The organism is Caballeronia sp. GAWG1-5s-s, assembly GCF_023631445.1.
Lineage (GTDB): Bacteria > Pseudomonadota > Gammaproteobacteria > Burkholderiales > Burkholderiaceae > Caballeronia.
Genome location: NZ_JALQDC010000014.1, coordinates 59,445 through 82,532, shown reverse-complemented (window position 1 = coordinate 82,532; position 23,088 = coordinate 59,445). Strand labels below are relative to the sequence as shown.

Genomic DNA, 23,088 nt, shown 5'->3' with positions numbered 1-23,088 from the left:
CTGGCCGACGCGCTGGACACGTACATCCCGACGCCGGAGCGCGCAGTTGACGGCGCCTTCCTGATGCCGGTGGAAGATGTGTTCTCGATCTCGGGTCGCGGCACGGTGGTGACGGGTCGCGTCGAGCGCGGCGTCATCAAGGTCGGCGAGGAAATCGAAATCGTCGGTATCAAGCCGACGGTGAAGACGACCTGCACGGGCGTGGAAATGTTCCGCAAGCTGCTCGACCAAGGTCAAGCGGGCGACAACGTCGGTATCCTGCTGCGCGGCACGAAGCGTGAAGACGTCGAGCGCGGCCAAGTGCTGGCCAAGCCGGGTTCGATCACGCCGCACACGCACTTCACCGCTGAAGTGTACGTGCTGAGCAAGGACGAAGGCGGCCGTCACACGCCGTTCTTCAACAACTACCGTCCGCAGTTCTACTTCCGTACGACGGACGTGACGGGCTCGATCGAGCTGCCGAAGGACAAGGAAATGGTGATGCCGGGCGACAACGTGTCGATCACGGTCAAGCTGATCGCCCCGATCGCCATGGAAGAAGGTCTGCGCTTCGCAATCCGCGAAGGCGGCCGTACCGTCGGCGCAGGTGTCGTTGCGAAGATTATCGAGTAAAATCTCGGTCTTCTTTGAAGTCGCTGTACTGAAGTAACGTGACCGGAACCGGGTGTTCGCCCTCAAGCGAATGCCCGGTTCCTCGCTCTTTTGCCCAATCGGCGGCGCAATACCGCCTCGCTCTTTTTAAGGAATCGTCATGCAGAACCAGAAAATCCGCATTCGTCTGAAGGCTTTCGACTATCGCCTGATCGACCAGTCGGCAGCCGAGATCGTCGATACGGCGAAGCGGACTGGCGCGATCGTCCGTGGCCCGGTGCCGCTGCCGACGCGTATTCAGCGTTTTGACATCCTGCGTTCGCCGCACGTCAACAAGACGTCGCGCGACCAGCTCGAAATCCGCACGCACCAGCGCCTGATGGACATCGTCGACCCGACGGACAAGACCGTCGACGCACTGATGAAGCTCGACCTGCCGGCTGGTGTCGACGTCGAAATCAAGCTGCAGTAAGCCTACAAAGCTCCGCCGGCGTCTCGGACGGAGCTAAGTCTTTGATTGCTTGCAGAAAACGAAAAGCCTTGTTATACTCCAAGGCTTTTCGCGCATTTGCGCAAAAAAGTGCGCCTTGTTTCTCGTAGCAGGGCGGACATTTTGAAATCAGCCCCGACCAATCGCAGTCGGGAATGGAGAAAACGATGAGCCTTGGACTCGTAGGTCGCAAGGTTGGCATGACCCGTATCTTCACGCCTGAGGGGGACTCGATCCCCGTCACCGTGCTGGACGTGTCGGACAACCGTGTGACGCAGATCAAGACCGTTGAAACGGATGGTTATACCGCCGTTCAGGTTGCATTCGGTACTCGCCGCGCTTCGCGCGTGACGAAGCCGTTGGCGGGTCACCTCGCCAAAGCCGGCGTTCAAGCTGGTGAAATCCTCCGCGAATTCCATATCGATACCGCCAAGGCAGGTGAACTGTCGAACGGCGCCGTCATCGGTACGGACATTTTCGAAGTCGGCCAGAAGGTCGACGTGCAAGGCACGTCGATCGGTAAGGGCTACGCCGGTACCATCAAGCGCTACAACTTCGCTTCGGGCCGCGCATCGCACGGTAACTCGCGTTCACACAACGTTCCGGGTTCGATCGGTATGGCGCAGGATCCGGGTCGCGTGTTCCCCGGCAAGCGCATGACGGGTCACCTCGGTGACGTGACCGTCACGGTCCAGAATCTCGAAATCGCCCGCATCGACGCTGAGCGCAATCTGCTGCTCGTCCGCGGTGCTGTTCCGGGTGCGAAGGGCGGCAAGGTCTTCGTGACCCCGGCCGTCAAGACCCGTGCTGCGAAAGGAGCGAAATAATGGAACTTAAGCTCCTGAATGCCAATGGTCAGGAAGGCGCTGGCGTGACCGCATCGGACGTCGTGTTCGGTCGCGATTACAACGAAGCCCTGATTCACCAAGTCGTCGTCGCTTATCAGGCGAACGCACGTAGCGGCAACCGCGCTCAGAAGGATCGTGAGCAGGTCAAGCACACCACGAAGAAGCCGTGGCGCCAGAAGGGTACGGGCCGCGCTCGTGCCGGTATGTCGTCGAGCCCGTTGTGGCGTGGCGGTGGTCGCATTTTCCCGAACTCGCCGGAAGAAAACTTCTCGCACAAGGTCAACAAGAAGATGCATCGCGCAGGCCTCTGCTCGATCTTCTCGCAGTTGGCTCGCGAAGGCCGCATCTCGGTGGTCGAGGATCTCGCGCTCGAAGCGCCGAAGACCAAGCTGTTGGCTGATAAATTCAAGGCGATGGGTCTCGATTCCGTGTTGGTCATCACCGATACGGTCGACGAAAACCTGTACCTCGCGTCGCGCAACCTGGCCCACGTGGCGGTTGTCGAGCCGCGTTACGCCGACCCGCTCTCGCTGATCTACTTCAAGAAAGTGCTGATCACGAAGGCTGCGGTCGCTCAGATCGAGGAGTTGCTGTCATGAGCGAAGTTCGCAAAAACGATCATCGTTTGATGCAAGTTCTGCTCGCGCCGGTGATCTCCGAAAAGGCGACGCTGGTTGCCGACAAGAACGAACAAGTCGTGTTCGAAGTCGCGCCGGACGCCACGAAGCAGGAAGTGAAGGCTGCTGTCGAGCTGCTGTTCAAGGTCGAAGTCAATTCCGTCAACGTGCTCGTCACGAAGGGCAAAGCCAAGCGCTTTGGCCGCTTCAACGGCAAGCGCAAGGACGTGAAGAAGGCGTACGTCTGCCTGAAGCCCGGCCAGGAAATCAACTTTGAAGCGGAGGCCAAGTAATCATGGCAATCGTGAAAGTTAAGCCGACCTCGCCGGGTCGCCGCGCGATGGTCAAGATCGTCAACAAGGATCTGCATAAGGGCAAGCCGCATGCTGCGCTGCTCGACTCGCAATCCAAGTCGGCGGGCCGTAACAACAACGGTCGCATCACCACGCGTCACCAAGGTGGCGGTCACAAGCAGCACTACCGTATCGTCGATTTCCGTCGCAACAAGGACGGCATTCCGGCAAAGGTCGAGCGTCTCGAGTACGACCCGAACCGTAGCGCGAACATCGCGCTGGTTCTGTACGCAGACGGCGAGCGTCGCTACATCATCGCGCCGAAGGGCGTGGCGGTCGGCGCGCAGCTGATGTCCGGTTCGGAAGCGCCGATTCGCGCAGGCAACACCCTGCCGATCCGCAACATTCCGGTCGGTACGACGATCCACTGCATCGAAATGCTGCCGGGCAAGGGCGCGCAGATCGCGCGTTCGGCTGGTACGTCGGCCATGCTGCTGGCACGTGAAGGCATCTACGCGCAGGTTCGTCTGCGTTCGGGTGAAATCCGCCGCGTGCACGTCGAGTGCCGTGCAACCATCGGTGAAGTCGGCAACGAAGAGCACAGCCTCCGTCAAATCGGTAAGGCCGGTGCAAACCGCTGGCGCGGTATCCGTCCGACGGTGCGTGGTGTTGCGATGAACCCGATCGATCACCCGCACGGTGGTGGTGAAGGCCGCACGGCTGCAGGTCGCGACCCGGTGAGCCCGTGGGGCACGCCGACGAAGGGCTATCGCACCCGCAGCAATAAGCGCACGACGACGATGATCGTCCAGCGCCGTCACAAGCGTTAAGGAGTAGGCAATGACACGTTCTGCTAAAAAAGGTCCGTTCTGCGACGCTCATTTGCTGAAGAAAGTTGAGGCGGCTGCGTCCACGCGTGACAAGAAGCCGATCAAGACCTGGTCGCGTCGTTCGACGATTCTGCCGGACTTCATCGGTCTGACGATCGCCGTCCACAACGGCCGTCAGCACGTTCCGGTGTACGTCACGGAAAACATGGTCGGCCATAAGCTTGGCGAGTTCGCACTGACCCGTACGTTCAAGGGTCACGCGGCCGACAAGAAGGCCAAGAAATAAGGGGCTATCAAGATGGAAGTGAAAGCAATTCATCGCGGTGCCCGCATCTCGGCGCAGAAAACGCGCCTTGTGGCTGACCAGATTCGTGGTTTGCCGGTCGACAAGGCGCTGAACGTCCTGACGTTCTCGCCGAAGAAGGCGGCGGGTATCGTCAAGAAGGTCGTGCTGTCTGCGATCGCGAATGCGGAACACAACGAAGGCGCCGATATCGACGAGCTCAAGATCACGAGCATCTACGTCGACAAGGCCGCTTCGCTGAAGCGTTTCACCGCACGCGCAAAGGGTCGCGGTAACCGCATCGAGAAGCAATCCTGTCACATCACTGTGACGGTCGGGAATTAAGGAGCCATACGATGGGACAGAAAATTCATCCGACTGGCTTCCGTTTGGCCGTCAGCCGCAATTGGGCTTCGCGCTGGTACGCGAACAACAACAATTTCGCGGCGATGTTGCAGGAAGACATCGGTGTTCGTGAATACCTGAAGAAGAAGCTGAAGAACGCGTCCGTCGGTCGCGTGGTGATCGAGCGTCCTGCAAAGAACGCACGCATCACGATTTTCAGCTCGCGTCCGGGTGTCGTGATCGGCAAGAAGGGCGAAGACATCGAGTCGCTCAAGTCCGAGCTGCAAAAGCGCATGGGCGTTCCGGTTCACGTCAACATCGAAGAAATCCGCAAGCCGGAAACCGACGCTCAACTGATCGCCGATTCCATCACGCAGCAGCTCGAGCGCCGGATCATGTTCCGCCGCGCGATGAAGCGCGCGATGCAAAACGCGATGCGTCTTGGCGCCCAGGGCATCAAGATCATGAGCGCGGGCCGTCTGAACGGTATTGAAATCGCTCGTACCGAGTGGTATCGCGAAGGTCGCGTGCCGCTCCATACGTTGCGGGCCGATATCGACTACGCGACGTCCGAAGCGAAGACCACGTACGGCATCATCGGCGTGAAGGTGTGGGTCTACAAGGGCGACACCCTCGGCCGTAACGAAGCGCCGGTAGTGGAAGAAGTCGCGGAAGAGAAGCGTCCGCGTCGCAACGCACGTCCGGGTGGCGATCGCCGTCCGCGTCGTGACGGTGAAGGTGCGCCGGGTGGTGCACGCCGCGGCGGCCCCCGTCGTGGCGGCGCCGGCGGTGACGCGAAGAGTGGAGAATAACGATGCTGCAACCGAAACGCAGAAAGTATCGCAAAGAGCAGAAGGGTCGTAACACCGGCAAGGCGACGCGCGGCAACGCGGTGTCGTTCGGTGAATATGGCCTGAAGGCTATCGGTCGCGGCCGTTTGACCGCGCGTCAAATCGAAGCGGCGCGTCGTGCCATGACGCGTCACATCAAGCGTGGCGGCCGGATCTGGATCCGCATTTTCCCGGACAAGCCGATTTCGCAAAAGCCGGCAGAAGTGCGTATGGGTAACGGTAAGGGTAACCCGGAGTACTACGTCGCTGAAATTCAACCGGGCAAGATGCTGTACGAAATGGACGGTGTCTCCGAAGAACTGGCGCGCGAAGCGTTCCGTCTGGCTGCAGCCAAGCTGCCGCTGAAGACGAACTTCGTCATCCGCCAGCTCGGCGCCTAAGGAGTAAACGATGAAGGCATCTGAACTTCACCAGAAGGACCAGGCGGCGCTCAACAAAGAGCTGTCGGACCTGCTTAAGGCGCAATTCGGCCTGCGCATGCAACTCGCGACCCAGCAGCTCACGAACACGAGCCAGCTGAAGAAGGTTCGTCGCGACATCGCACGTGTGCGGACTGTCCTGACTGAAAAGGCGAACCAGAAATGAACGATAGCGTAAAAACCTCGCTCAAGCGGACGCTGGTCGGCAAGGTCGTCAGCAACAAGATGGACAAGACGGTTACCGTGCTGGTCGAGCACCGTGTGAAGCACCCGATCTACGGCAAGTACGTCGTGCGCTCGAAGAAGTACCACGCGCACGATGACGCGAACACGTACAACGAGGGCGACCTCGTCGAAATCCAGGAAACCCGTCCGATTTCGAAGACGAAGGCCTGGGTTGTGTCGAAGCTGCTCGAAGCGGCTCGCGTGATCTAAAGCTGAAGTATCGCGATGCAGTAAGTAGTGTCGCAGTAAGTTTCGCTTGCAAGACCGAGATTATTTGTTATAATCTCGGTCTTCCCTCTTTGTGGGAGCCCCGTCGCGGGCGAAATTGGTGGGGGAAGCCGGTTCGGGCGCCAGCCTGTATCGACAGATTCACCGGATTGCGATGGCGGGTTTCGTCTGCCTTCGCTGCCTGTTCTAACCCAAGCAGCCGATTGGCTGACGGGACCAAGACTGACCGGATGTGCCATGGTGGTGCGACCGGATTAAGTTGGGAAAGATAAACCATGATCCAGACCGAAACTCGGCTTGAAGTGGCCGACAACACGGGTGCGCGTGAAGTCATGTGCATCAAGGTGCTCGGCGGCTCGAAGCGTCGTTACGCTAGCATTGGCGACATCATCAAGGTGACCGTCAAGGAAGCGACGCCGCGCGGACGCGTGAAAAAGGGCGAAATCTACAACGCCGTGGTCGTTCGCACGGCCAAGGGCGTGCGTCGCCAGGATGGCTCGCTGATCAAGTTCGACGGCAATGCCGCTGTCCTCTTGAATACCAAGCTCGAGCCGATCGGCACGCGTATTTTCGGGCCGGTGACGCGTGAACTGCGTAGCGAACGATTCATGAAGATCGTTTCGCTCGCGCCGGAAGTGCTGTAAGGAGTCGCGATGAACAAGATTCGCAAGGGTGACGAAGTCATCGTCATCACCGGCAAGGACAAGGGCAAGCGCGGCACCGTGCTGGCCGTTGCGGAAGATCGTGTGACCGTCGAGGGTATCAACCTCGTCAAGAAGCACGTGAAGCCGAACCCGATGAAGGGTACGACGGGCGGTGTGGAAGCCAAGTCGATGCCGCTGCACATTTCGAACGTCGCACTCGTCGACGCGAACGGCAAGGCATCGCGTGTTGGCATCAAGGTCGAAGACGGCAAGAAGGTTCGCTTCTTGAAGTCGACCGGCGCCACGCTCAACGCCTGATGCGGAGTTAAATAATGGCTCGTCTGCAAGAGATTTATAAAGAAACGGTTGTGCCGCAACTCGTCGAAAAGTTCGGCTACAAGTCCATCATGGAAGTGCCGCGCATCACCAAGATCACCCTGAACATGGGCCTTGGCGAAGCCGTCGCTGACAAGAAGATCATCGAAAACGCCGTCGGCGACCTGACGAAGATCGCCGGCCAGAAGCCGGTTATCACGAAGGCGCGTAAGGCAATCGCAGGCTTCAAGATTCGTCAGGGCTACCCGATCGGCGCGATGGTGACGCTGCGCGGTCAAGCGATGTACGAATTCCTGGACCGCTTCGTGACGGTTGCGCTGCCCCGCGTGCGCGACTTCCGCGGCGTGTCGGGCCGTGCATTCGACGGTCGTGGCAACTACAACATCGGTGTGAAAGAGCAGATTATTTTCCCCGAAATCGACTACGACAAGATCGACGCGCTGCGTGGGCTGAACATCAGCATCACGACCACCGCGAAGACTGACGACGAAGCAAAGGCGCTGCTCGCCGGCTTCAAGTTCCCGTTCAGAAACTGAGGTTACCGTGGCTAAACTGGCACTGATCGAACGTGAAAAGAAGCGCGCACGCCTGGCCGCGAAGTACGCTCCGAAGCGTGCTGAACTGAAGGCTGTGATCGAAGACTCGAGCAAGTCGGACGAAGAGCGTTACTTCGCTCGCCTCGCGCTGCAACAACTGCCGCGTAACTCGAACCCGACTCGCAAGCGTAACCGCTGCGCAATCACGGGTCGCCCGCGTGGCACGTTCCGCAAGTTCGGACTTGCGCGTAACAAGATCCGCGAAATCGCATTCCGCGGCGAAATCCCTGGCCTCACCAAGGCGAGCTGGTAATAGGAGAAACATAAATGAGCATGAGTGATCCTATCGCCGATATGCTGACTCGCATCCGCAATGCGCAGATGGTCGAGAAGGTTTCGGTGACTATGCCCTCGTCGAAAGTCAAGGTTGCGATTGCGCAGGTTTTGAAGGACGAAGGTTATATCGACGACTTCGCAGTGAAGGCTGAAGGTGCGAAGACGGAATTGAATATCGCGTTGAAGTACTACGCTGGCCGTCCGGTGATCGAGCGCCTCGAGCGCGTGTCGAAGCCCGGTCTGCGCGTGTACCGCGGTCGCAACGACATCCCGCAGGTCATGAACGGCCTGGGCGTTGCAATCGTGTCGACGCCGAAGGGTGTGATGACCGACCGCAAGGCGCGCCAGAACGGCGTCGGCGGCGAAGTCATCTGCTACGTCGCTTAACGCCGAAGGGAGAAGAAACATGTCTCGTGTAGGTAAAAGCCCGATCGCGCTGCCGCAAGGCGCGGAAGTGGCCGTCAAGGGCGACGTCATCACCGTCAAGGGGCCGCTCGGCACGATCTCGCAAGCGGGCAACCCGCTGGTGACCGTGGCGAACGACAACGGTACGCTGAACTTCGCGCCGGCCAACGAAAGCCGTGAAGCGAATGCGATGTCCGGCACGATGCGCGCCCTGGTGGCGAACATGGTGCACGGCGTCACCAAGGGTTTCGAGCGCAAGCTGACGCTGGTTGGCGTCGGTTATCGTGCGCAAGCGCAAGGCGACAAGCTGAACCTGTCGCTGGGTTTCTCGCACCCCGTGGTGCACCAGATGCCGGAAGGCATCAAGGCTGAAACCCCGTCGCAGACCGAAATCGTGATCAAGGGGATCGACAAGCAGAAAGTCGGACAAGTCGCGGCGGAAGTGCGCGGCTATCGTCCGCCGGAGCCCTACAAGGGCAAGGGCGTGCGCTATTCCGACGAGGTCGTGATCCTCAAAGAAACGAAGAAGAAGTAAGGGTGCGCAATCATGGATAAGACTCAATCTCGCCTGCGCCGCGCTCGTCAGACGCGTATCAAGATCGCCGAGCTGCAGGTCGCGCGTCTCGCCGTGCATCGCACGAATACGCACATCTACGCGCAAGTGTTCTCGGCGTGCGGCACCAAGGTGCTCGCAAGCGCCTCGACGCTCGAAGCCGAAGTGCGCGCAGAGCTGGCCGACAAGTCGGGCAAGGGCGGCAACATCAACGCTGCAACCCTGATCGGCAAGCGTATTGCCGAAAAGGCCAAGGCTGCCGGCATCGAATCCGTCGCCTTTGACCGCTCGGGTTTCCGCTACCACGGCCGCGTGAAGGCGCTGGCTGATGCGGCGCGCGAAGCCGGGCTCAAGTTCTAAGGGAAGAATTCGTCATGGCAAAGATGCAAGCGAAAGTTCAGGCTGACGAACGCGACGACGGCCTGCGCGAAAAGATGATTTCGGTCAACCGCGTGACCAAGGTCGTGAAGGGTGGCCGTATTCTCGGTTTCGCCGCACTGACCGTGGTTGGCGACGGCGATGGCCGCGTCGGCATGGGCAAGGGCAAGGCGAAGGAAGTTCCGGTTGCCGTTCAGAAGGCAATGGAACAAGCCCGCCGCAACATGTTCAAGGTGCCCCTGAAGAATGGCACGTTGCAACACGAAGTTCACGGCAAGCACGGCGCTTCGGCGGTCCTCCTCGCTCCGGCGAAGGACGGTACCGGCGTGATCGCAGGCGGTCCGATGCGCGCAGTGTTCGACGTGATGGGCGTGCAAAACGTTGTGGCCAAGAGCCACGGTTCGACGAACCCGTACAACCTCGTCCGTGCGACGCTGGATGGCCTGCGCAAGCAGTCGACTCCGGCCGACATCGCGGCGAAGCGTGGTAAGTCCGTCGAAGACATTCTGGGCTAAGGTGGGCACCATGTCTAAAAAAACTGTCAAGGTTCAGCTCGTCAAGAGCCTGATCGGGACCCGCGAATCGCACCGCGCAACGGTGCGTGGCCTCGGCCTGCGTCGCCTGAACTCGGTCTCCGAGCTGCAGGACACGCCGGCAGTGCGCGGGATGATCAACAAGGTCTCGTACCTCGTTAAGGTCATCGCCTAAGCGGCCGACCACGGATCCAAGGAGTTGAACATGGAATTGAATAACCTGAAGCCGGCGGAAGGCGCGAAGCACGCAAAGCGTCGCGTCGGTCGCGGGATCGGTTCGGGCCTCGGCAAGACCGCGGGCCGCGGCCACAAGGGTCAGAAATCGCGTTCGGGCGGCTTTCACAAGGTCGGCTTCGAAGGCGGTCAGATGCCTCTGCAGCGTCGTCTGCCGAAGCGCGGCTTTACCTCGCTGACGAAGGAATTCGTCGGTGAAGTGCGCCTCTCGGATCTCGAGAAGCTGCCGGTCGACGAAATCGATCTCTTGGCGCTGAAGCAAGCGGGTCTGGTCGGCGAGCTCATCAAGAGCGCGAAGATCATCAAGACCGGCGAGATCAGTCGCAAGGTCACGGTGAAGGGCCTGACGGCAACGAAGGGCGCCCGTGAGGCAATCGAAGCCGCTGGCGGCTCGTTCGCCGAGTAACGCGCTTTCGCCGTTACTAGCACTAGCATCGGAGAAGGTTCTTGGCTAACAGCCCGAGTCTCGCAAAACCCGGTCGAAGCGCGGCGAAATTCGGCGATCTGCGTCGGCGTGCAGTGTTCCTGCTGCTGGCGCTGATCGTCTACCGCATTGGTGCGCACATTCCGGTTCCCGGCATCGATCCGGATCAACTGGCCAAGCTGTTCCAGAGCCAGTCGGGCGGCATCCTTGGCATGTTCAACATGTTCTCGGGTGGCGCGCTGTCGCGATTCACGATCTTTGCGCTGGGCATCATGCCCTACATTTCGGCGTCGATCATCATGCAGTTGCTGTCGATCGTGTCGCCGCAGATGGAGGCGTTGAAGAAGGAAGGGCAGGCGGGGCAGCGGAAGATCACGCAGTACACGCGTATCTTCACCGTGGTGCTCGCGACCTTCCAGGCGTTCGGTATCGCGGTGGCGCTGGAGAACCAGCCCGCTTTGGTGCTGGACCCCGGCATGGTGTTCCGGCTGACGACGGTCGTCACGCTGGTGACGGGCACAATGTTCCTGATGTGGCTGGGTGAGCAGATCACGGAGCGCGGTCTCGGCAACGGTATCTCGATCATCATCTTCGGTGGTATCGCGGCGGGTTTCCCGAACGCGATCGGCGGTCTGTTCGAGTTGGTCCGCACCGGTTCGATGAGCATCATCTCGGCGATCATCATCGTCGTGCTGATTGCGGCGGTCACGTATCTGGTCGTGTTCATCGAACGCGGTCAGCGCAAGATCCTCGTGAACTACGCGAAGCGCCAGGTCGGTAACAAGATTTACGGCGGACAGTCGTCCCATCTGCCGCTGAAGCTCAACATGTCGGGTGTGATTCCGCCGATCTTCGCGTCGTCGATCATCCTCTTCCCGGCAACCATCCTGAACTGGTTCAGTTCGGGCACGCGCACCAACTGGTTCGCGAACACGCTGCACGGCGTGGCCGAGGCCCTCAAGCCCGGTCAACCGGTGTACGTGCTGCTGTATGCGTTGGCGATCGTTTTCTTCTGCTTCTTCTACACCGCACTGGTGTTCAACAGCCGGGAAACCGCCGACAACTTGAAGAAGAGCGGTGCATTCGTTCCGGGTATCCGTCCGGGCGATCAGACTGCACGGTATATCGACCGCATCCTCACGCGTTTGACGCTGGCCGGTGCGATCTACATTGTGTTCGTGTGCCTGTTGCCTGAGTTCTTGGTGTTGCGCTGGAACGTGCCGTTTTATTTTGGTGGAACGTCGCTGCTGATCATTGTCGTCGTCACGATGGACTTCATGGCTCAGGTGCAGTCGTACGTTATGTCGCAACAATATGAATCGCTGCTCAAGAAGGCAAACTTCAAGGGCGGCAATGTCCCGATGCGTTAATTAAGGACTATGGCCAAAGACGATGTAATCCAGATGCAGGGCGAGGTGATCGAAAACCTGCCCAACGCTACTTTCCGGGTGAAATTGGAAAATGGCCATGTCGTCCTGGGACACATTTCTGGAAAGATGCGGATGCACTACATCCGCATCCTGCCAGGCGACAAGGTTACGGTTGAATTGACGCCTTACGATCTGTCTCGTGCACGGATCGTGTTCCGGGCGAAGTGATTTGAAAAAAGGGTAATATCATGAAAGTGATGGCATCGGTTAAGCGCATTTGCCGCAATTGCAAGATCATCAAGCGCAAGGGCGTTGTGCGCGTGATTTGCAGCTCTGATCCGCGCCACAAACAGCGTCAAGGCTGAACGCCGCGCTTTTGCTTGCGCTTTTTGTTTGAGGAAAAACAATGGCTCGTATCGCAGGGGTTAACATCCCGAATCACCAGCATACCGAGATCGGCCTGACGGCAATCTTCGGCATCGGTCGCACGCGCGCTCGCGGCATTTGCACCGCAGCTGGTGTGGAATTTTCGAAGAAGGTCAAGGACCTCACTGACGCAGACCTCGAAAAGCTGCGTGACGAAGTGGGCAAGTTCATCGTCGAAGGCGACCTGCGCCGTGAAGTGACGATGAACATCAAGCGCCTGATGGACTTGGGTTGCTACCGCGGCATGCGTCACCGCAAGGGCCTGCCCCTGCGTGGCCAGCGCACCCGCACGAATGCCCGTACGCGCAAGGGTCCGCGTCGTGCAGCGCAATCGCTGAAGAAGTAAGCGGAACTGACAGTTACAGGAAAACGTAATGGCTAAGGCTTCGAACAACTCCGCGGCGCAACGCGTTCGCAAGAAGGTTAAGAAGAACGTCGCCGAGGGCGTGGTTCACGTTCACGCGTCGTTCAACAACACCATCATCACGATCACCGATCGTCAAGGTAACGCTCTCGCGTGGGCGACGTCGGGCGGTCAGGGTTTCAAGGGCTCGCGTAAGTCGACGCCGTTTGCAGCTCAGGTCGCAGCCGAATCGGCTGGCCGCGTGGCGATGGAATACGGCGTGAAGAACCTCGAAGTGCGGATCAAGGGCCCCGGTCCTGGCCGTGAATCGGCGGTGCGCGCGCTGCATGGTCTTGGCATCAAGATCACCGCGATCTCCGACGTGACGCCGGTCCCGCACAACGGTTGCCGTCCGCCGAAGCGCCGTCGCATCTAACGCGATGACGCAAACGCATGCTCCTGCTGATGCGAAAGTATCGGCGGGATTCGTGCGTCATGAATTGACTAAGCCCACCGTTCGGCCCAAAGGGTTCGGACTAGCGCGGACGGAAGTTCGCGTGATCAATTTTTAAGGATTCAACGTGGCACGCTATACCGGTCCCAAAGCCAAGCTGTCCCGCCGTGAAGGCACCGATCTGTTCCTGAAGAGCGCGCGTCGCTCGCTCGCCGACAAGTGCAAGCTCGACAGCAAGCCCGGCCAGCACGGCCGCACCTCGGGCGCGCGTACGTCCGACTACGGCACCCAGTTGCGCGAAAAGCAGAAAGTGAAGCGTATCTACGGCGTTCTCGAGCGTCAGTTCCGCCGCTACTTCGCTGAAGCCGACCGCCGCAAGGGCCCGACGGGCGAAAACCTGCTGCAACTGCTCGAGTCGCGTCTCGACAACGTCGTGTATCGCATGGGCTTCGGCTCGACCCGCGCTGAAGCGCGTCAGCTCGTGAGCCACAAGTCGATCATGGTGAACGGCCAGGTCGCCAACATCCCGTCGCTGCAAGTGAAGGCTGGCGATGTCGTCTCCGTGCGCGAACAGTCGCGCAAGCAGGCGCGTATCGTCGAAGCACTGTCGCTGGCAGAGCAAGGCGGCATGCCGAGCTGGGTGTCGGTCGATGCGAAGAAGTTCGAAGGTACGTTCAAGTCGATGCCGGAGCGCAGCGATATCGCTGGCGACATCAACGAAAGCCTGATCGTCGAATTGTATTCGCGTTAATCGCGCGGCCTTCGCGCAGTAACCGGATCTGCAGCCGGGGAGCCTGATTGCTCGTGGCAAAGGGGCATCCCCGGCTGTGTATTTTCAGGTTGTTACCGGTCAGCCTTATCGGTGTAACGAGCCGAGGGTATTGAAAAGGAAAACCTATGCAAACCAGTTTGTTGAAGCCCAAGATCATTGCAGTTGAATCGCTTGGCGAAAGCCACGCGAAAGTGGTTATGGAGCCGTTCGAACGCGGCTATGGCCACACCTTGGGTAACGCGCTTCGGCGCGTGCTGCTGTCGTCGATGGTGGGCTACGCGCCGACCGAAGTGACGATCGCAGGCGTCGTGCACGAATACTCGACGCTCGATGGTGTGCAAGAGGATGTGGTCAACCTGCTGTTGAACCTGAAGGGCGTCGTCTTCAAGCTGCACAACCGCGACGAAGTCACGGTCACGCTGCGCAAGGAAGGCGAAGGCGTGGTCACTGCCGGCGATATCGAACTCGCGCACGACTGCGAGGTCATCAATCCGGAACACGTGATCGCTCATCTGTCGAAGGGCGGCAAGCTCGACGTTCAGATCAAGATCGAGAAGGGCCGCGGCTACGTGCCGGGCAACGTGCGTCGCTACGGCGAAGATTCGGCGAAGATCATCGGCCGCATCGTGCTGGACGCGTCGTTCTCGCCGGTGCGTCGCGTGAGCTACGCCGTGGAAAGCGCGCGTGTCGAACAGCGTACCGACCTCGACAAGCTCGTGATGAACATCGAAACCAACGGTGTCATCTCGCCGGAAGAAGCGATCCGTCAATCGGCGCGCATTCTGGTGGACCAGTTGTCGGTGTTCGCAGCCCTGGAAGGCACGGAAGCGGCAGCGGAAGCGCCGTCGCGCGCGCCGCAGATCGATCCGATCCTGCTGCGTCCGGTGGACGACCTCGAACTCACGGTTCGCTCCGCGAACTGCCTGAAGGCCGAGAACATCTACTACATCGGCGATCTGATCCAGCGCACGGAAAACGAGCTGCTGAAGACGCCGAACCTGGGCCGCAAGTCGCTGAACGAAATCAAGGAAGTCCTGGCTTCGCGTGGCCTGACGCTCGGCATGAAGCTCGAAAACTGGCCGCCGGCCGGGTTGGACAAGTAAGTCTGCAAGTCATCGCGGACGTCGCGGTGTAACTGGCAAAGACGCGGATTTTGCTTTAAAATCCGCGTCTTGCTTTTTTCTTCGACCGGCCCGTGCGCCTTTTCCGTGAAAGCGGAGCGCAATAGAAGAGCTGGATCAAAACTCGTTAAAGGAACTGAAGATGCGTCACAAGCATGGTCTGCGGAAACTGAACCGCACGAGCAGCCACCGTCTGGCAATGCTCCGTAACATGTCGAACTCGCTGATCGAGCACGAAGTCATCAAGACGACGCTGCCGAAGGCCAAGGAACTGCGCAAGGTTGTCGAGCCGCTGATCACGCTCGGCAAGAAGCCGTCGCTGGCAAATCGCCGTCTCGCGTTCAACCGCCTGCGCGATCGTGATTCCGTCGCGAAGCTGTTCGACGTGCTCGGCCCGCGCTACGCGAACCGTCCGGGTGGCTACCTGAGCATCCTGAAGTTCGGTTTCCGCGTCGGCGACAACGCCCCGATGGCGCTGGTCCAACTGATGGATCGCCCGGAAGTCGGAGAGACCGAAGAAGTTCAGGAAGCTGAATAAGTTTTCGGTAGCAGTCAGCAAAAAGGCCAAGCTCAGCTTGGCCTTTTTGTTTTCGGCGGTACCTTTCCGTAGGCTGGTTCGGTAGTGAGGCGGCGCAGTCCGCGAATGCTACGATATTGGTCGTTACCTGCTTCTTTGGAGCCGCGAGTGAACGTTCCCGTCGTCCTGATGCTGACCACGTTGCCCGACGCCGAATCGGCGAACGCGCTCGTTGAGGGCATTCTCGAAGCGCGTATCGCCGCGTGCGTCACCAAGCTCGGCGCGGTCGAATCGCACTATCACTGGAAGGGCGCGGTGGAGTCGTCGCAGGAAGTGCAGGTGCTGATCAAAACGAGCGTCGCGCGGGCAGATGAGCTTCAGCAATTCGTCGCGCAACGGCATCCGTACGAAACGCCCGAGATCCTTGTCTGGCAGGCGGACGCTTCGTCGGCTTACGGTCAGTGGGTCAATGCAGAAACCCAGCGTTCTATTCATGTTTGAGCTTTTTCGACTCTTCGGGCGTCGCGCGTGGGGAGCCTTGCTGCTGCTGGCCGTGTTCTCCGGTGCGATGGGCGTGGCGCGCGCTGCCGACGATTTCCTTGACCCGGCTGTCGCGTTCAAATTCAGCGCGTCCGAGCAGCCGGGCGAAGTCGACGTGCGATACAAGATCGCCGACGGCTACTACATGTACCGCGAGCGGTTCGCTTTTGCCGTCAAAACCGGCGAGGCGACTATCGGCGCCGCGCAATTGCCGGCCGGCAAAGTCCACTTTGATCAGACGTTCAATAAGGACGTCGAGACGTATCGCGGCGAGTTGCTGATCCGCATTCCCGTCGCGCAGGCCAAGGGCCCGTTCGAACTGGCCGTAACATCGCAAGGTTGCGCCGATCAGGGCATCTGCTACCCGCCGATGGAGCGCACGTACCGCGTGAAAGGCGCCGCGTTGCAGCCTGCGGGCGCTCGGGCGCCGGCTCCGTCCGCGACGGATGCATCGCAATCCTTCTTCGAGCGCGCGACGAGCGCCGACTACGCGCAGTCGATGCTCGAAGGCGGCGGATTCTTCGCCGTCGTCGGTCTGTACTTTCTGGCGGGCATGGTGCTGAGTCTGCTGCCCTGCTCGTATCCCATGATCCCGATTCTCTCGGCAATCATTGTCGGCGAGGGCGCCCGGGTGACGCGGGCGCGCGGCTTCGCGCTGTCCGTTTCTTATGTCGTCGGCATGGCGCTCGTGTACACCGCGCTCGGCGTGGCGGCCGCGCTAATCGGGCAAAGTCTCGGCGCGTGGCTCCAAAACCCGTGGGTGCTCGGCGCGTTCGGCGTCTTGCTCACCGTGTTCGCTGTCACGCTGATCTCGGGCGTCGATATCGCGCTGCCCGAGCGGTGGCAGAGCAGCGTTAATGAGGCATCGCAGAAGCGCAGCGGCGGCAAGTTCGCGGCGGTCGCCGTGATGGGCGCGTTGTCCGCGCTGGTCGTCGGCGCGTGCATGACGGCACCGCTTTTCGCCGTGCTGGCGTTCATCGCGCACACCGGCAACGCGCTGCTCGGCGGTGCGGCGCTGTTCGCAATGGGCATCGGTCTCGGCGTGCCGTTGCTCGTCATCGGGCTCGGCGCCGGTTCAATCCTGCCGAGAGCGGGCGCGTGGATGGACGGTGTGAAAGTCTTTTTCGGCGTCGTGCTGCTGGCGGCGGCGTTGTGGATCGTGTGGCCGGTGATCGGCGGCGTCGCACGCATGCTGCTCGGCGCGCTGTGGCTGTTGATTGCAGCAGCGTCGCTAGGCGTATTCGGCGCGGTCACCGCAGCGCCGGCAACGGTGTGGAAGCGCCTCGGGCGCGGGCTCGGCGCGGTTTGCGTCGTCTGGGCGGCCGCGCTTATCGTCGGTCTCGCGGCGGGATCGACCGATCCGTTGCAGCCGCTCGCCGTTCTGACATCTCGCGCCGATCCGGCCGCTTCTGCCGCCGCGCGGAATCAATCGCCGACTTTTGCGCCGGTGCGGTCCTCGACGGAACTGGACTCGGCCGTCAAAGCCGCCGCCCGCCCCGCGATGCTGGACTTCTACGCGGACTGGTGCGTCTCCTGCAAGGAGATGGAAAACCTGACCTTCTCCGATGCCCGCGTTCAGGCGCGGCTCGCCCAACTGAACCTGCTGCGCGCCGACGTCACCGCGAACAATGCGGACGATCAGGCGCTGCTGAAGCGTTTCAAGCTGTTCGGGCCACCGGGCATCATTTTCTTCGACGCTCAGGGCAATGAGGTCTTGCGGGTCGTCGGCTATGAATCGGCGGACACGTTCCTGAAGCGCCTCGACAAGCTCGGGCCTTCGAACGGCTAAAAGAAAAGGGCGATGCCCGAACGCATCGCCCTTGTTTCGCGTGATCGCGAAGTTTACTTCGACGCGCGCAGAATCCGCGCAGCGTCCAGCGCGAAGTACGTCAGCACGCCATCCGCGCCCGCGCGCTTGAACGCGAGCAGCGATTCCATCATCGCCTTGTCGTGATCGAGCCAGCCGTTCTGCGTCGCGGCCTTGATCATCGCGTATTCGCCGCTGACCTGATACGCATACGTCGGAAAGCGGAACTCGTCCTTCACGCGCCAGACGATATCGAGATACGGCATGCCGGGCTTGACCATCACCATGTCCGCGCCTTCCTCGATATCCATGCGCACTTCGCGCATGGCTTCGTCCGAGTTCGACGGGTCCATCTGATACGTCATCTTGTTACCCTTGCCGAGATTGGCGGCGGAGCCGACCGCGTCGCGGAACGGGCCGTAGAACGCCGACGCGTACTTCGCGGCATACGCCATGATGCGCGTGTGAATGTGGCCGTCGCTTTCCAGCATTTCGCGGATCGCGCCGATACGCCCGTCCATCATGTCCGACGGCGCGACGATATCCACGCCCGCTTCCGCCTGCGTGCGCGCCTGATCGACGAGAATTTCGCTGGTTTCGTCGTTCTTGACGTAGCCTTCTTCGTCGAGCACGCCGTCCTGACCGTGGCTCGTGTACGGGTCGAGCGCGACGTCGGTCAGCACGCCGAGCATCGGGAAGTTCTTCTTCAGTTCACGCACCGCGCGCGGAATCAGACCATCGGGATTGGTCGCCTCGCGGCCGTCGGGCGTCTTGAGCGACGGCTCGATCGCCGGGAAAAGCGAAATCACCGGCACGCCCAACTCGACGCATTGCTCGGCGACCTTCATCAGCAGATCGACCGACGTGCGCTCGACGCCCGGCATCGACGGCACCGCCTGACGCACGTTCGCGCCTTCGACGATGAACACCGGATAAATGAGGTCGTTGGTGGTGAGAATGTTCTCGCGCATCAGACGGCGCGAGAAGTCATCGCGGCGCATGCGGCGCGGGCGATGACGCGGATAAAAACTCATGACTCGACTCGAATTGACGTGCTTCAGGAGGAGATCCAAAACGTGCGCTATATGGCGCAAAGCCATGCTGGACAAGCCGGCGAGCGTTTTGGAGGCGTTTTGAGACAATGGTATATCATAGCCAGCGAGCAAGGCGCTCGCGCCGCGCTCCCCGCTTCTCCTCCCTGAGCGGGTGCCTGTCGTTATTCGATAAGGCTGTTCACCCGCCGTCATGCGGCGGGTTTTTTTATCCCGCTCGCAACTCCGCTGCCACTACGAGATCACTCGGCCGCGTCTTCGGATGCCGCTTCGGCCGGCAGCAGCCAGCTTTCGATCAGTTCGTGCGCCTCTTCGAGGCCCGTGCGCTTGAGCGCGGAAAACAACTGCACGCTCAACTCCCCGCGATACCCCGCCGCCTTGTATTCACCAAACGACTTCTGCGTCGCGCGCAGCGCGTTGGTCATCTCTTGTCGCGTCAATTTGTCGCACTTCGTGAGGAGCGCGTGGATCGGCTTGCCGGTCGGCGCGAACCAGTCGACCATGATGCGGTCGAGTTCCGTCAGCGGACGGCGCGAATCCATCATCAGAATCATGCCGCGTAGTTGCGCGCGGCTCTGAAGGTAGGTCGAGAGCAACTGCTGCCAATGCGCCTTCGCCGCGCCGGGCACTTCGGCGTAGCCATAGCCGGGCAAGTCGACCAGGTGTCCGACCGGCGCGGCTTCCGGCCCGACCGAGAAGTAGTTGATGTGCTGCGTGCGTCCCGGCGTCTTACTGGCGAACGCGAGACGTTTCTGATTGCAGAGCACGTTGATCGCCGTCGACTTTCCGGCGTTCGAGCGACCCGCGAATGCGATTTCCGGCTGCGGCGTCGGCGGAAGGTCGCGCAGGTGATTGACCGTGGTGAAGAAGCGGGCTTGATGGAGCAGAAATGGCATTGGCGGGAGGACAAGAGAGCGCGAAAGAGCGCGAGAGAGAGGCGTCGACTCGAAGCCTAGAGAACCCCGGCGATACTGGGCATGCCCCGACTGGCGTCTTTGCGTGTAGCGGGTTATTGTACAATACGACGGATTTTTAAAGACCCGCATGGGCGCAAGACCCAGGCTGCAGGCGTCACCCATAAAGGAGCGAGACAGTTTCAGGGCATCTTTTGAGCCCTTTCGTTCGGGTACTTGCGGCCATGTCCGGCTGCCGTCGTTTTTTGCAGAACCTAACATTCTCACAAGACGAAAAACAGGGTACGCGAATGAACCGACTGTACAGGTCTCTGGTGGTGCTTCAGGCAGCGGCGGCTCTCGGTGGATTGGCGGTATCGGTTTCAGTGAATGCGGCGGAGGCGGCCCAGCCGGCCAAGCCGGATGCGGCAAGGGGGCAGGCCATCGCGACCCAGGTTTGCGCGGCGTGTCACGCGGCGGACGGCAACAGCGCCGGCGCCGCGTTTCCCAAGCTCGCAGGGCAGCACGCCGACTACATCGTCAAGCAGTTGAAGGATTACAAGACGCAGCCGGGCGCAAAGGCGCCGGCGCGCAACAATCCGATCATGACGGGCATCGCCGGGGCGCTGTCGGATCAGGACATGGTGAACGTGGCGGCGTACTTCGCGTCTCAGCAGATCAAGCCGAATTACGCTCGCGACAAGACCGACGTCGCGCTCGGCCAGAAGATCTATCGCGGCGGGATTGCCGACAAAGGCGTGCCGGCGTGCGCCGCGTGCCACGGCGCAACGGGCATGGGCATTCCGGTGCAGTATCCGCGGCTGTCGTGGCAGTGGGGCGATTACACCGTCGCGCAGCTCAATGCCTTCGCCCAGGGCACGCGCAACAACAGCGAACCGATGCACGCCATCGCGTCGCGCCTGAACGAAGCGGAAATGAAAGCGGTAGCGGATTACGTCGCCGGATTGCATTAAACGCAGCACGAGAGCGTCCAGCGGTTCCCGGCGAAGAGCAAGAACGCGGGGAATCGCCCATACTACGCACGAAGCCGGCCCACAGAGGCGGGCGCGAAAACAAGAAAAAGGGTGGGACGTCGGTCGGTCAGACCGCTTACGTCTCCACCCTTTTTTGCTGTCAGCCGGAGTTTGAATGAGCATCACCACATCGGGATTGCAGTCGAAGTCGAGCCGTCGCGCCATGAAGCATTTCGTCGAGCTCGTGAGTTCGATGCGCTTTGCCATCGCCTTGCTGGTCGTGCTGGCGATCGCGAGCATCATCGGCACGGTGCTGACGCAGGAAGACCCGTATCCCAACTACGTCAACCAGTTCGGCCCGTTCTGGGCGGACATCTTCCGCGGCCTGAGCCTCTACAACGTGTACAGCGCGTGGTGGTTCATGCTGATTCTCGTGTTTCTCGTGATTTCGGTGTCGCTGTGCGTCGTGCGCAATGGCCCGAAGATGGTCGCGGATATCAAGAACTGGAAGGATCGCGTGCACGAGGGCAGTCTGCGCGCGTTCCATCACAAGGGCGAGTTCGTGGTCGGCGCGGACCGCGCTCAAACTGCCGCGGCGCTCGAACGCCTCAGCGCGAAGATGGGCTATCGCTTCGTCCGGCGCGAGACCGACACGGGTGCGACGCTGATCGCCGGCAAGCGCGGCGCGCTCACGAAGCTCGGCTATATCTCGGCGCACCTCGCGATCGTCGTGATCTGCATTGGCGGGCTGCTCGACAGCAATCTGCCGATCAAGCTGCAGATGTGGCTCTTCAACAAGACGCCGGTCGCCACGAACGCGGTCATCAACGACATTCCCGCCGAGCATCGCCTTTCCACGTCGAATCCGACGTTTCGCGGCTACGCGTGGGTGCCGGAAGGGCAGTACGTCGGCACGGCCATTCTGAATCAGCAGGACGGCTCGATCATTCAAGACCTGCCGTTCTCCATTCAGCTCGACAAGTTCATCGTCGATTACTACTCGACCGGCATGCCGAAGCTCTTCGCGAGCGATATCGTCGTGATCGATCACAAGACGGGCAAGCGCATTCCGGCGCGTGTCGAGGTGAACAAGCCGTTCACGTACGACGGCGTGTCGATTTATCAATCGAGCTTTCAGGACGGCGGCTCTAAACTCGAAATGACCGCCTGGCCGATGACGGGCGGCAGCGCCAAGACCGCGCCGTTCAACGGGACGATCGGCGGCACCTCGCCGGTTGCATCGCAGTTCGCGGGCGCGCAGGGCGAAACGGTCGAATTCACGGATTTCCGCGCGATCAACGTCGAGAACATGACGGACGGCAGCGGCGCGCCTGACGCGCGCGGCGTCGGCAAGAAGGAAACACTGCGCGACGCGTTCGACGAGCGCCTCGGTTCCGGCGCGAAGACATCGCGGCCGACGGACCTGCGCAATATCGGCCCGTCGGTGCAGTACAAGGTGCGAGGCACGGACGGCCAGGCGCGCGAATACAGCAACTACATGCTGCCGGTGGATGTCGGCGGTCAGCGAATGTTCCTCGCCGGCATGCGCGTGAGCCCGAACGATCCGTTCCGCTATCTGCGCATTCCTGCCGACGAGCAAGGCTCCGTCAAGCAGTGGATGAACTTGCGCGCTGCGCTGCAAACGCCCGCGACCCGCGCCGCGGCTGCTCACCGATTCGCCATGCGCTCGGTGCCGCAGGAGAACGCCGAGTTGCAGAAGCATCTCGAAGAAAGCGCGTTGCGCGTGCTGAACCTGTTCGCCGGCGCGGACGCAAACGGCGCGACGAGCGCGAATGGTCAGATGAACGGCGGTTTCCAGAGCATCGCCGCATTTATCGACAAATCCGTGCCGAAGGGCGAGCAGGAAAAAGCCGCGGGCCTGCTGATGCGCATGCTGGAAGGCGCGATGTGGGACGTTTGGCAAATGTCGCGCGAGCAGAACGGCGAGCCGGACGCGAAGATCGACGAAAAGAGCACGGCGTTCGTTCAGGCATCCATCAACGCGCTTTCTGACAGTTTTCTGTACGGTTCTCCCGTCTTTCTGCAACTGGATTCGTTCAAGCAGGTGCAAGCCTCGGTATTCCAGTTGACGCGCGCGCCGGGTAAAAAAGTGGTGTATCTTGGCAGCCTTCTGCTGGTCGTCGGCATCTTCTCGATGTTCTATGTTCGTGAACGCCGGCTCTGGTTCTGGCTCAAAGATTCAGAGCAGGGCGGCGCGAGCGTGCTGATGGCCATGTCCACCGCACGCCGGACGCTGGATTTCGAGAAGGAATTCGAGCGCACGCGGGCGTCGGTCGGCGCGACGCTGGGCGCTTCGCCGATCGACCCGGCCGCGCCGCCGACCGCTCAGAATGCGCCGGCGTCCGCCGCGCCGCAATCGCAATCCGAAGCCGCGAGCTCGGAAGTTTCATCACGGTAAG

At 60.8% G+C, this 23,088-nt stretch carries 36 protein-coding genes; 34 read left to right on the top strand and 2 right to left on the bottom strand.

All coding sequences use genetic code 11. From position 1 onward, the window contains the following. The 32 genes from NCR34_RS12875 to dsbD form a co-directional block, all read left to right on the top strand. A partial coding sequence (locus NCR34_RS12875; RefSeq protein WP_250500056.1) for an EF-Tu C-terminal domain-related protein occupies positions 1 to 612 on the top strand: 612 nt, incomplete at its 5' end. 139 nt (positions 613 to 751) lie between these two features. Further along, the gene (rpsJ, locus tag NCR34_RS12870) at positions 752 to 1,063 is read left to right on the top strand and encodes a 30S ribosomal protein S10 (RefSeq protein ID WP_006998489.1); all 312 of its coding nucleotides are present in this window, start codon (positions 752 to 754) and stop codon (positions 1,061 to 1,063) included. 185 nt (positions 1,064 to 1,248) lie between these two features. Further along, positions 1,249 to 1,908: a 50S ribosomal protein L3 gene (gene rplC, locus NCR34_RS12865; RefSeq protein WP_175946437.1), complete on the top strand. Its 660-nt coding sequence runs from the start codon at positions 1,249 to 1,251 to the stop codon at positions 1,906 to 1,908. Beyond that, positions 1,908 to 2,528, top strand: a complete 621-nt coding sequence (rplD, locus tag NCR34_RS12860) for a 50S ribosomal protein L4 (protein ID WP_175946439.1) — start codon at positions 1,908 to 1,910, stop codon at positions 2,526 to 2,528. Before rplC ends, rplD begins: the two co-directional genes overlap by 1 nt. Next, complete coding sequence (gene rplW / locus NCR34_RS12855) at positions 2,525 to 2,839, top strand: 50S ribosomal protein L23 (RefSeq protein ID WP_035967599.1); 315 nt, start codon at positions 2,525 to 2,527, stop codon at positions 2,837 to 2,839. Before rplD ends, rplW begins: the two co-directional genes overlap by 4 nt. A gap of 2 nt (positions 2,840 to 2,841) precedes the next feature. Further along, positions 2,842 to 3,669, top strand: coding sequence for a 50S ribosomal protein L2 (rplB, locus tag NCR34_RS12850; protein ID WP_175946441.1), 828 nt, complete (start codon positions 2,842 to 2,844; stop codon positions 3,667 to 3,669). A 10-nt stretch (positions 3,670 to 3,679) separates the two neighbouring features. Beyond that, entirely contained in the window at positions 3,680 to 3,955 is a 276-nt protein-coding gene (gene rpsS, locus NCR34_RS12845) for a 30S ribosomal protein S19 (protein WP_008343850.1), read from the top strand. A 12-nt stretch (positions 3,956 to 3,967) separates the two neighbouring features. Then, positions 3,968 to 4,297 (top strand): 50S ribosomal protein L22, encoded by a 330-nt coding sequence (gene rplV / locus NCR34_RS12840; protein ID WP_007730533.1) that lies wholly within the window; start codon positions 3,968 to 3,970, stop codon positions 4,295 to 4,297. Positions 4,298 to 4,308: 11 nt separating this feature from the next. Next, the gene (rpsC, locus tag NCR34_RS12835) at positions 4,309 to 5,109 is read left to right on the top strand and encodes a 30S ribosomal protein S3 (RefSeq protein WP_248320638.1); all 801 of its coding nucleotides are present in this window, start codon (positions 4,309 to 4,311) and stop codon (positions 5,107 to 5,109) included. A gap of 2 nt (positions 5,110 to 5,111) precedes the next feature. Beyond that, a complete protein-coding gene (rplP, locus tag NCR34_RS12830) occupies positions 5,112 to 5,528 on the top strand; it encodes a 50S ribosomal protein L16 (protein ID WP_035967605.1) in 417 nt (138 codons plus the stop codon). A gap of 10 nt (positions 5,529 to 5,538) precedes the next feature. Beyond that, complete coding sequence (gene rpmC / locus NCR34_RS12825; protein ID WP_007180130.1) at positions 5,539 to 5,733, top strand: 50S ribosomal protein L29; 195 nt, start codon at positions 5,539 to 5,541, stop codon at positions 5,731 to 5,733. Continuing rightward, complete coding sequence (rpsQ, locus tag NCR34_RS12820) at positions 5,730 to 6,002, top strand: 30S ribosomal protein S17 (protein WP_035933074.1); 273 nt, start codon at positions 5,730 to 5,732, stop codon at positions 6,000 to 6,002. The genes rpmC and rpsQ overlap by 4 nt, the downstream gene beginning before the upstream one ends. 293 nt (positions 6,003 to 6,295) lie before the next feature. After that, on the top strand, positions 6,296 to 6,664 hold the full coding sequence (gene rplN / locus NCR34_RS12815; protein WP_006998478.1) for a 50S ribosomal protein L14: 369 nt from the start codon (positions 6,296 to 6,298) through the stop codon (positions 6,662 to 6,664). A 9-nt stretch (positions 6,665 to 6,673) separates the two neighbouring features. Further along, entirely contained in the window at positions 6,674 to 6,982 is a 309-nt protein-coding gene (gene rplX / locus NCR34_RS12810) for a 50S ribosomal protein L24 (protein ID WP_175946446.1), read from the top strand. A 14-nt stretch (positions 6,983 to 6,996) separates the two neighbouring features. Beyond that, positions 6,997 to 7,536 carry a 50S ribosomal protein L5 gene (gene rplE / locus NCR34_RS12805; protein WP_159837176.1) on the top strand — a complete coding sequence of 180 codons (540 nt, stop codon included), beginning with the start codon at positions 6,997 to 6,999 and terminating at the stop codon, positions 7,534 to 7,536. Between the two features lie 7 nt (positions 7,537 to 7,543). Beyond that, positions 7,544 to 7,849: a 30S ribosomal protein S14 gene (gene rpsN / locus NCR34_RS12800; protein WP_175946448.1), complete on the top strand. Its 306-nt coding sequence runs from the start codon at positions 7,544 to 7,546 to the stop codon at positions 7,847 to 7,849. A 14-nt stretch (positions 7,850 to 7,863) separates the two neighbouring features. Further along, positions 7,864 to 8,259 carry a 30S ribosomal protein S8 gene (gene rpsH, locus NCR34_RS12795; protein WP_035967610.1) on the top strand — a complete coding sequence of 132 codons (396 nt, stop codon included), beginning with the start codon at positions 7,864 to 7,866 and terminating at the stop codon, positions 8,257 to 8,259. A gap of 19 nt (positions 8,260 to 8,278) precedes the next feature. After that, a complete protein-coding gene (rplF, locus tag NCR34_RS12790; protein WP_175946450.1) occupies positions 8,279 to 8,812 on the top strand; it encodes a 50S ribosomal protein L6 in 534 nt (177 codons plus the stop codon). Positions 8,813 to 8,824: 12 nt separating this feature from the next. Then, positions 8,825 to 9,190 carry a 50S ribosomal protein L18 gene (rplR, locus tag NCR34_RS12785; protein ID WP_035967614.1) on the top strand — a complete coding sequence of 122 codons (366 nt, stop codon included), beginning with the start codon at positions 8,825 to 8,827 and terminating at the stop codon, positions 9,188 to 9,190. A 14-nt stretch (positions 9,191 to 9,204) separates the two neighbouring features. Then, entirely contained in the window at positions 9,205 to 9,723 is a 519-nt protein-coding gene (gene rpsE / locus NCR34_RS12780; protein ID WP_061170928.1) for a 30S ribosomal protein S5, read from the top strand. Positions 9,724 to 9,733: 10 nt separating this feature from the next. Further along, positions 9,734 to 9,916, top strand: coding sequence for a 50S ribosomal protein L30 (gene rpmD / locus NCR34_RS12775; RefSeq protein ID WP_250500055.1), 183 nt, complete (start codon positions 9,734 to 9,736; stop codon positions 9,914 to 9,916). Between the two features lie 30 nt (positions 9,917 to 9,946). Next, positions 9,947 to 10,381 carry a 50S ribosomal protein L15 gene (gene rplO / locus NCR34_RS12770; RefSeq protein ID WP_175946452.1) on the top strand — a complete coding sequence of 145 codons (435 nt, stop codon included), beginning with the start codon at positions 9,947 to 9,949 and terminating at the stop codon, positions 10,379 to 10,381. 41 nt (positions 10,382 to 10,422) lie between these two features. Beyond that, complete coding sequence (gene secY, locus NCR34_RS12765; protein ID WP_175946454.1) at positions 10,423 to 11,769, top strand: preprotein translocase subunit SecY; 1,347 nt, start codon at positions 10,423 to 10,425, stop codon at positions 11,767 to 11,769. A 9-nt stretch (positions 11,770 to 11,778) separates the two neighbouring features. Further along, complete coding sequence (gene infA, locus NCR34_RS12760; RefSeq protein ID WP_004521905.1) at positions 11,779 to 11,997, top strand: translation initiation factor IF-1; 219 nt, start codon at positions 11,779 to 11,781, stop codon at positions 11,995 to 11,997. A 20-nt stretch (positions 11,998 to 12,017) separates the two neighbouring features. Beyond that, positions 12,018 to 12,134, top strand: a complete 117-nt coding sequence (gene rpmJ / locus NCR34_RS12755) for a 50S ribosomal protein L36 (protein ID WP_004199844.1) — start codon at positions 12,018 to 12,020, stop codon at positions 12,132 to 12,134. Positions 12,135 to 12,175: 41 nt separating this feature from the next. Further along, positions 12,176 to 12,541 (top strand): 30S ribosomal protein S13, encoded by a 366-nt coding sequence (gene rpsM, locus NCR34_RS12750; RefSeq protein WP_175946456.1) that lies wholly within the window; start codon positions 12,176 to 12,178, stop codon positions 12,539 to 12,541. A 28-nt stretch (positions 12,542 to 12,569) separates the two neighbouring features. After that, positions 12,570 to 12,974, top strand: a complete 405-nt coding sequence (rpsK, locus tag NCR34_RS12745) for a 30S ribosomal protein S11 (protein ID WP_006052224.1) — start codon at positions 12,570 to 12,572, stop codon at positions 12,972 to 12,974. Between the two features lie 145 nt (positions 12,975 to 13,119). After that, positions 13,120 to 13,743: a 30S ribosomal protein S4 gene (rpsD, locus tag NCR34_RS12740; protein WP_159837171.1), complete on the top strand. Its 624-nt coding sequence runs from the start codon at positions 13,120 to 13,122 to the stop codon at positions 13,741 to 13,743. A gap of 146 nt (positions 13,744 to 13,889) precedes the next feature. Further along, the gene (locus tag NCR34_RS12735) at positions 13,890 to 14,867 is read left to right on the top strand and encodes a DNA-directed RNA polymerase subunit alpha (RefSeq protein WP_159837170.1); all 978 of its coding nucleotides are present in this window, start codon (positions 13,890 to 13,892) and stop codon (positions 14,865 to 14,867) included. 160 nt (positions 14,868 to 15,027) lie between these two features. Continuing rightward, entirely contained in the window at positions 15,028 to 15,423 is a 396-nt protein-coding gene (rplQ, locus tag NCR34_RS12730) for a 50S ribosomal protein L17 (protein ID WP_248320637.1), read from the top strand. A gap of 168 nt (positions 15,424 to 15,591) precedes the next feature. Further along, the gene (gene cutA / locus NCR34_RS12725; protein ID WP_248322352.1) at positions 15,592 to 15,903 is read left to right on the top strand and encodes a divalent-cation tolerance protein CutA; all 312 of its coding nucleotides are present in this window, start codon (positions 15,592 to 15,594) and stop codon (positions 15,901 to 15,903) included. Further along, positions 15,896 to 17,731, top strand: coding sequence for a protein-disulfide reductase DsbD (dsbD, locus tag NCR34_RS12720; protein ID WP_248320636.1), 1,836 nt, complete (start codon positions 15,896 to 15,898; stop codon positions 17,729 to 17,731). Before cutA ends, dsbD begins: the two co-directional genes overlap by 8 nt. 53 nt (positions 17,732 to 17,784) lie before the next feature. On the opposite strand, the gene hemB is transcribed toward dsbD, so the two are convergent. Then, complete coding sequence (gene hemB / locus NCR34_RS12715; protein WP_248320635.1) at positions 17,785 to 18,783, bottom strand: porphobilinogen synthase; 999 nt, start codon at positions 18,781 to 18,783, stop codon at positions 17,785 to 17,787. Positions 18,784 to 19,043: 260 nt separating this feature from the next. Then, positions 19,044 to 19,697 (bottom strand): ribosome biogenesis GTP-binding protein YihA/YsxC, encoded by a 654-nt coding sequence (gene yihA, locus NCR34_RS12710; protein ID WP_248320634.1) that lies wholly within the window; start codon positions 19,695 to 19,697, stop codon positions 19,044 to 19,046. 308 nt (positions 19,698 to 20,005) lie between these two features. Between yihA and NCR34_RS12705 the strand changes: the two genes are divergently transcribed. Both NCR34_RS12705 and NCR34_RS12700 read left to right on the top strand, forming a co-directional pair. Then, positions 20,006 to 20,668, top strand: a complete 663-nt coding sequence (locus NCR34_RS12705) for a c-type cytochrome (RefSeq protein WP_248320633.1) — start codon at positions 20,006 to 20,008, stop codon at positions 20,666 to 20,668. A 175-nt stretch (positions 20,669 to 20,843) separates the two neighbouring features. After that, positions 20,844 to 23,087: a cytochrome c biogenesis protein ResB gene (locus NCR34_RS12700; protein WP_248320632.1), complete on the top strand. Its 2,244-nt coding sequence runs from the start codon at positions 20,844 to 20,846 to the stop codon at positions 23,085 to 23,087. Position 23,088 lies beyond the last annotated feature (1 nt).

Coding starts and splice junctions, on each gene's coding strand:
- rpsJ (WP_006998489.1), top strand. CDS start 752: ATGCAGAACCAGAAAATCCGCATTCGTCTGAAGGCTTTCGACTATCGC.
- rplC (WP_175946437.1), top strand. CDS start 1,249: ATGAGCCTTGGACTCGTAGGTCGCAAGGTTGGCATGACCCGTATCTTC.
- rplD (WP_175946439.1), top strand. CDS start 1,908: ATGGAACTTAAGCTCCTGAATGCCAATGGTCAGGAAGGCGCTGGCGTG.
- rplW (WP_035967599.1), top strand. CDS start 2,525: ATGAGCGAAGTTCGCAAAAACGATCATCGTTTGATGCAAGTTCTGCTC.
- rplB (WP_175946441.1), top strand. CDS start 2,842: ATGGCAATCGTGAAAGTTAAGCCGACCTCGCCGGGTCGCCGCGCGATG.
- rpsS (WP_008343850.1), top strand. CDS start 3,680: ATGACACGTTCTGCTAAAAAAGGTCCGTTCTGCGACGCTCATTTGCTG.
- rplV (WP_007730533.1), top strand. CDS start 3,968: ATGGAAGTGAAAGCAATTCATCGCGGTGCCCGCATCTCGGCGCAGAAA.
- rpsC (WP_248320638.1), top strand. CDS start 4,309: ATGGGACAGAAAATTCATCCGACTGGCTTCCGTTTGGCCGTCAGCCGC.
- rplP (WP_035967605.1), top strand. CDS start 5,112: ATGCTGCAACCGAAACGCAGAAAGTATCGCAAAGAGCAGAAGGGTCGT.
- rpmC (WP_007180130.1), top strand. CDS start 5,539: ATGAAGGCATCTGAACTTCACCAGAAGGACCAGGCGGCGCTCAACAAA.
- rpsQ (WP_035933074.1), top strand. CDS start 5,730: ATGAACGATAGCGTAAAAACCTCGCTCAAGCGGACGCTGGTCGGCAAG.
- rplN (WP_006998478.1), top strand. CDS start 6,296: ATGATCCAGACCGAAACTCGGCTTGAAGTGGCCGACAACACGGGTGCG.
- rplX (WP_175946446.1), top strand. CDS start 6,674: ATGAACAAGATTCGCAAGGGTGACGAAGTCATCGTCATCACCGGCAAG.
- rplE (WP_159837176.1), top strand. CDS start 6,997: ATGGCTCGTCTGCAAGAGATTTATAAAGAAACGGTTGTGCCGCAACTC.
- rpsH (WP_035967610.1), top strand. CDS start 7,864: ATGAGCATGAGTGATCCTATCGCCGATATGCTGACTCGCATCCGCAAT.
- rplF (WP_175946450.1), top strand. CDS start 8,279: ATGTCTCGTGTAGGTAAAAGCCCGATCGCGCTGCCGCAAGGCGCGGAA.
- rplR (WP_035967614.1), top strand. CDS start 8,825: ATGGATAAGACTCAATCTCGCCTGCGCCGCGCTCGTCAGACGCGTATC.
- rpsE (WP_061170928.1), top strand. CDS start 9,205: ATGGCAAAGATGCAAGCGAAAGTTCAGGCTGACGAACGCGACGACGGC.
- rpmD (WP_250500055.1), top strand. CDS start 9,734: ATGTCTAAAAAAACTGTCAAGGTTCAGCTCGTCAAGAGCCTGATCGGG.
- rplO (WP_175946452.1), top strand. CDS start 9,947: ATGGAATTGAATAACCTGAAGCCGGCGGAAGGCGCGAAGCACGCAAAG.
- infA (WP_004521905.1), top strand. CDS start 11,779: ATGGCCAAAGACGATGTAATCCAGATGCAGGGCGAGGTGATCGAAAAC.
- rpmJ (WP_004199844.1), top strand. CDS start 12,018: ATGAAAGTGATGGCATCGGTTAAGCGCATTTGCCGCAATTGCAAGATC.
- rpsM (WP_175946456.1), top strand. CDS start 12,176: ATGGCTCGTATCGCAGGGGTTAACATCCCGAATCACCAGCATACCGAG.
- rpsK (WP_006052224.1), top strand. CDS start 12,570: ATGGCTAAGGCTTCGAACAACTCCGCGGCGCAACGCGTTCGCAAGAAG.
- NCR34_RS12735 (WP_159837170.1), top strand. CDS start 13,890: ATGCAAACCAGTTTGTTGAAGCCCAAGATCATTGCAGTTGAATCGCTT.
- rplQ (WP_248320637.1), top strand. CDS start 15,028: ATGCGTCACAAGCATGGTCTGCGGAAACTGAACCGCACGAGCAGCCAC.
- cutA (WP_248322352.1), top strand. CDS start 15,592: ATGCTGACCACGTTGCCCGACGCCGAATCGGCGAACGCGCTCGTTGAG.
- dsbD (WP_248320636.1), top strand. CDS start 15,896: ATGTTTGAGCTTTTTCGACTCTTCGGGCGTCGCGCGTGGGGAGCCTTG.
- hemB (WP_248320635.1), bottom strand. CDS start 18,783: ATGAGTTTTTATCCGCGTCATCGCCCGCGCCGCATGCGCCGCGATGAC.
- yihA (WP_248320634.1), bottom strand. CDS start 19,697: ATGCCATTTCTGCTCCATCAAGCCCGCTTCTTCACCACGGTCAATCAC.
- NCR34_RS12705 (WP_248320633.1), top strand. CDS start 20,006: ATGAACCGACTGTACAGGTCTCTGGTGGTGCTTCAGGCAGCGGCGGCT.
- NCR34_RS12700 (WP_248320632.1), top strand. CDS start 20,844: ATGAGCATCACCACATCGGGATTGCAGTCGAAGTCGAGCCGTCGCGCC.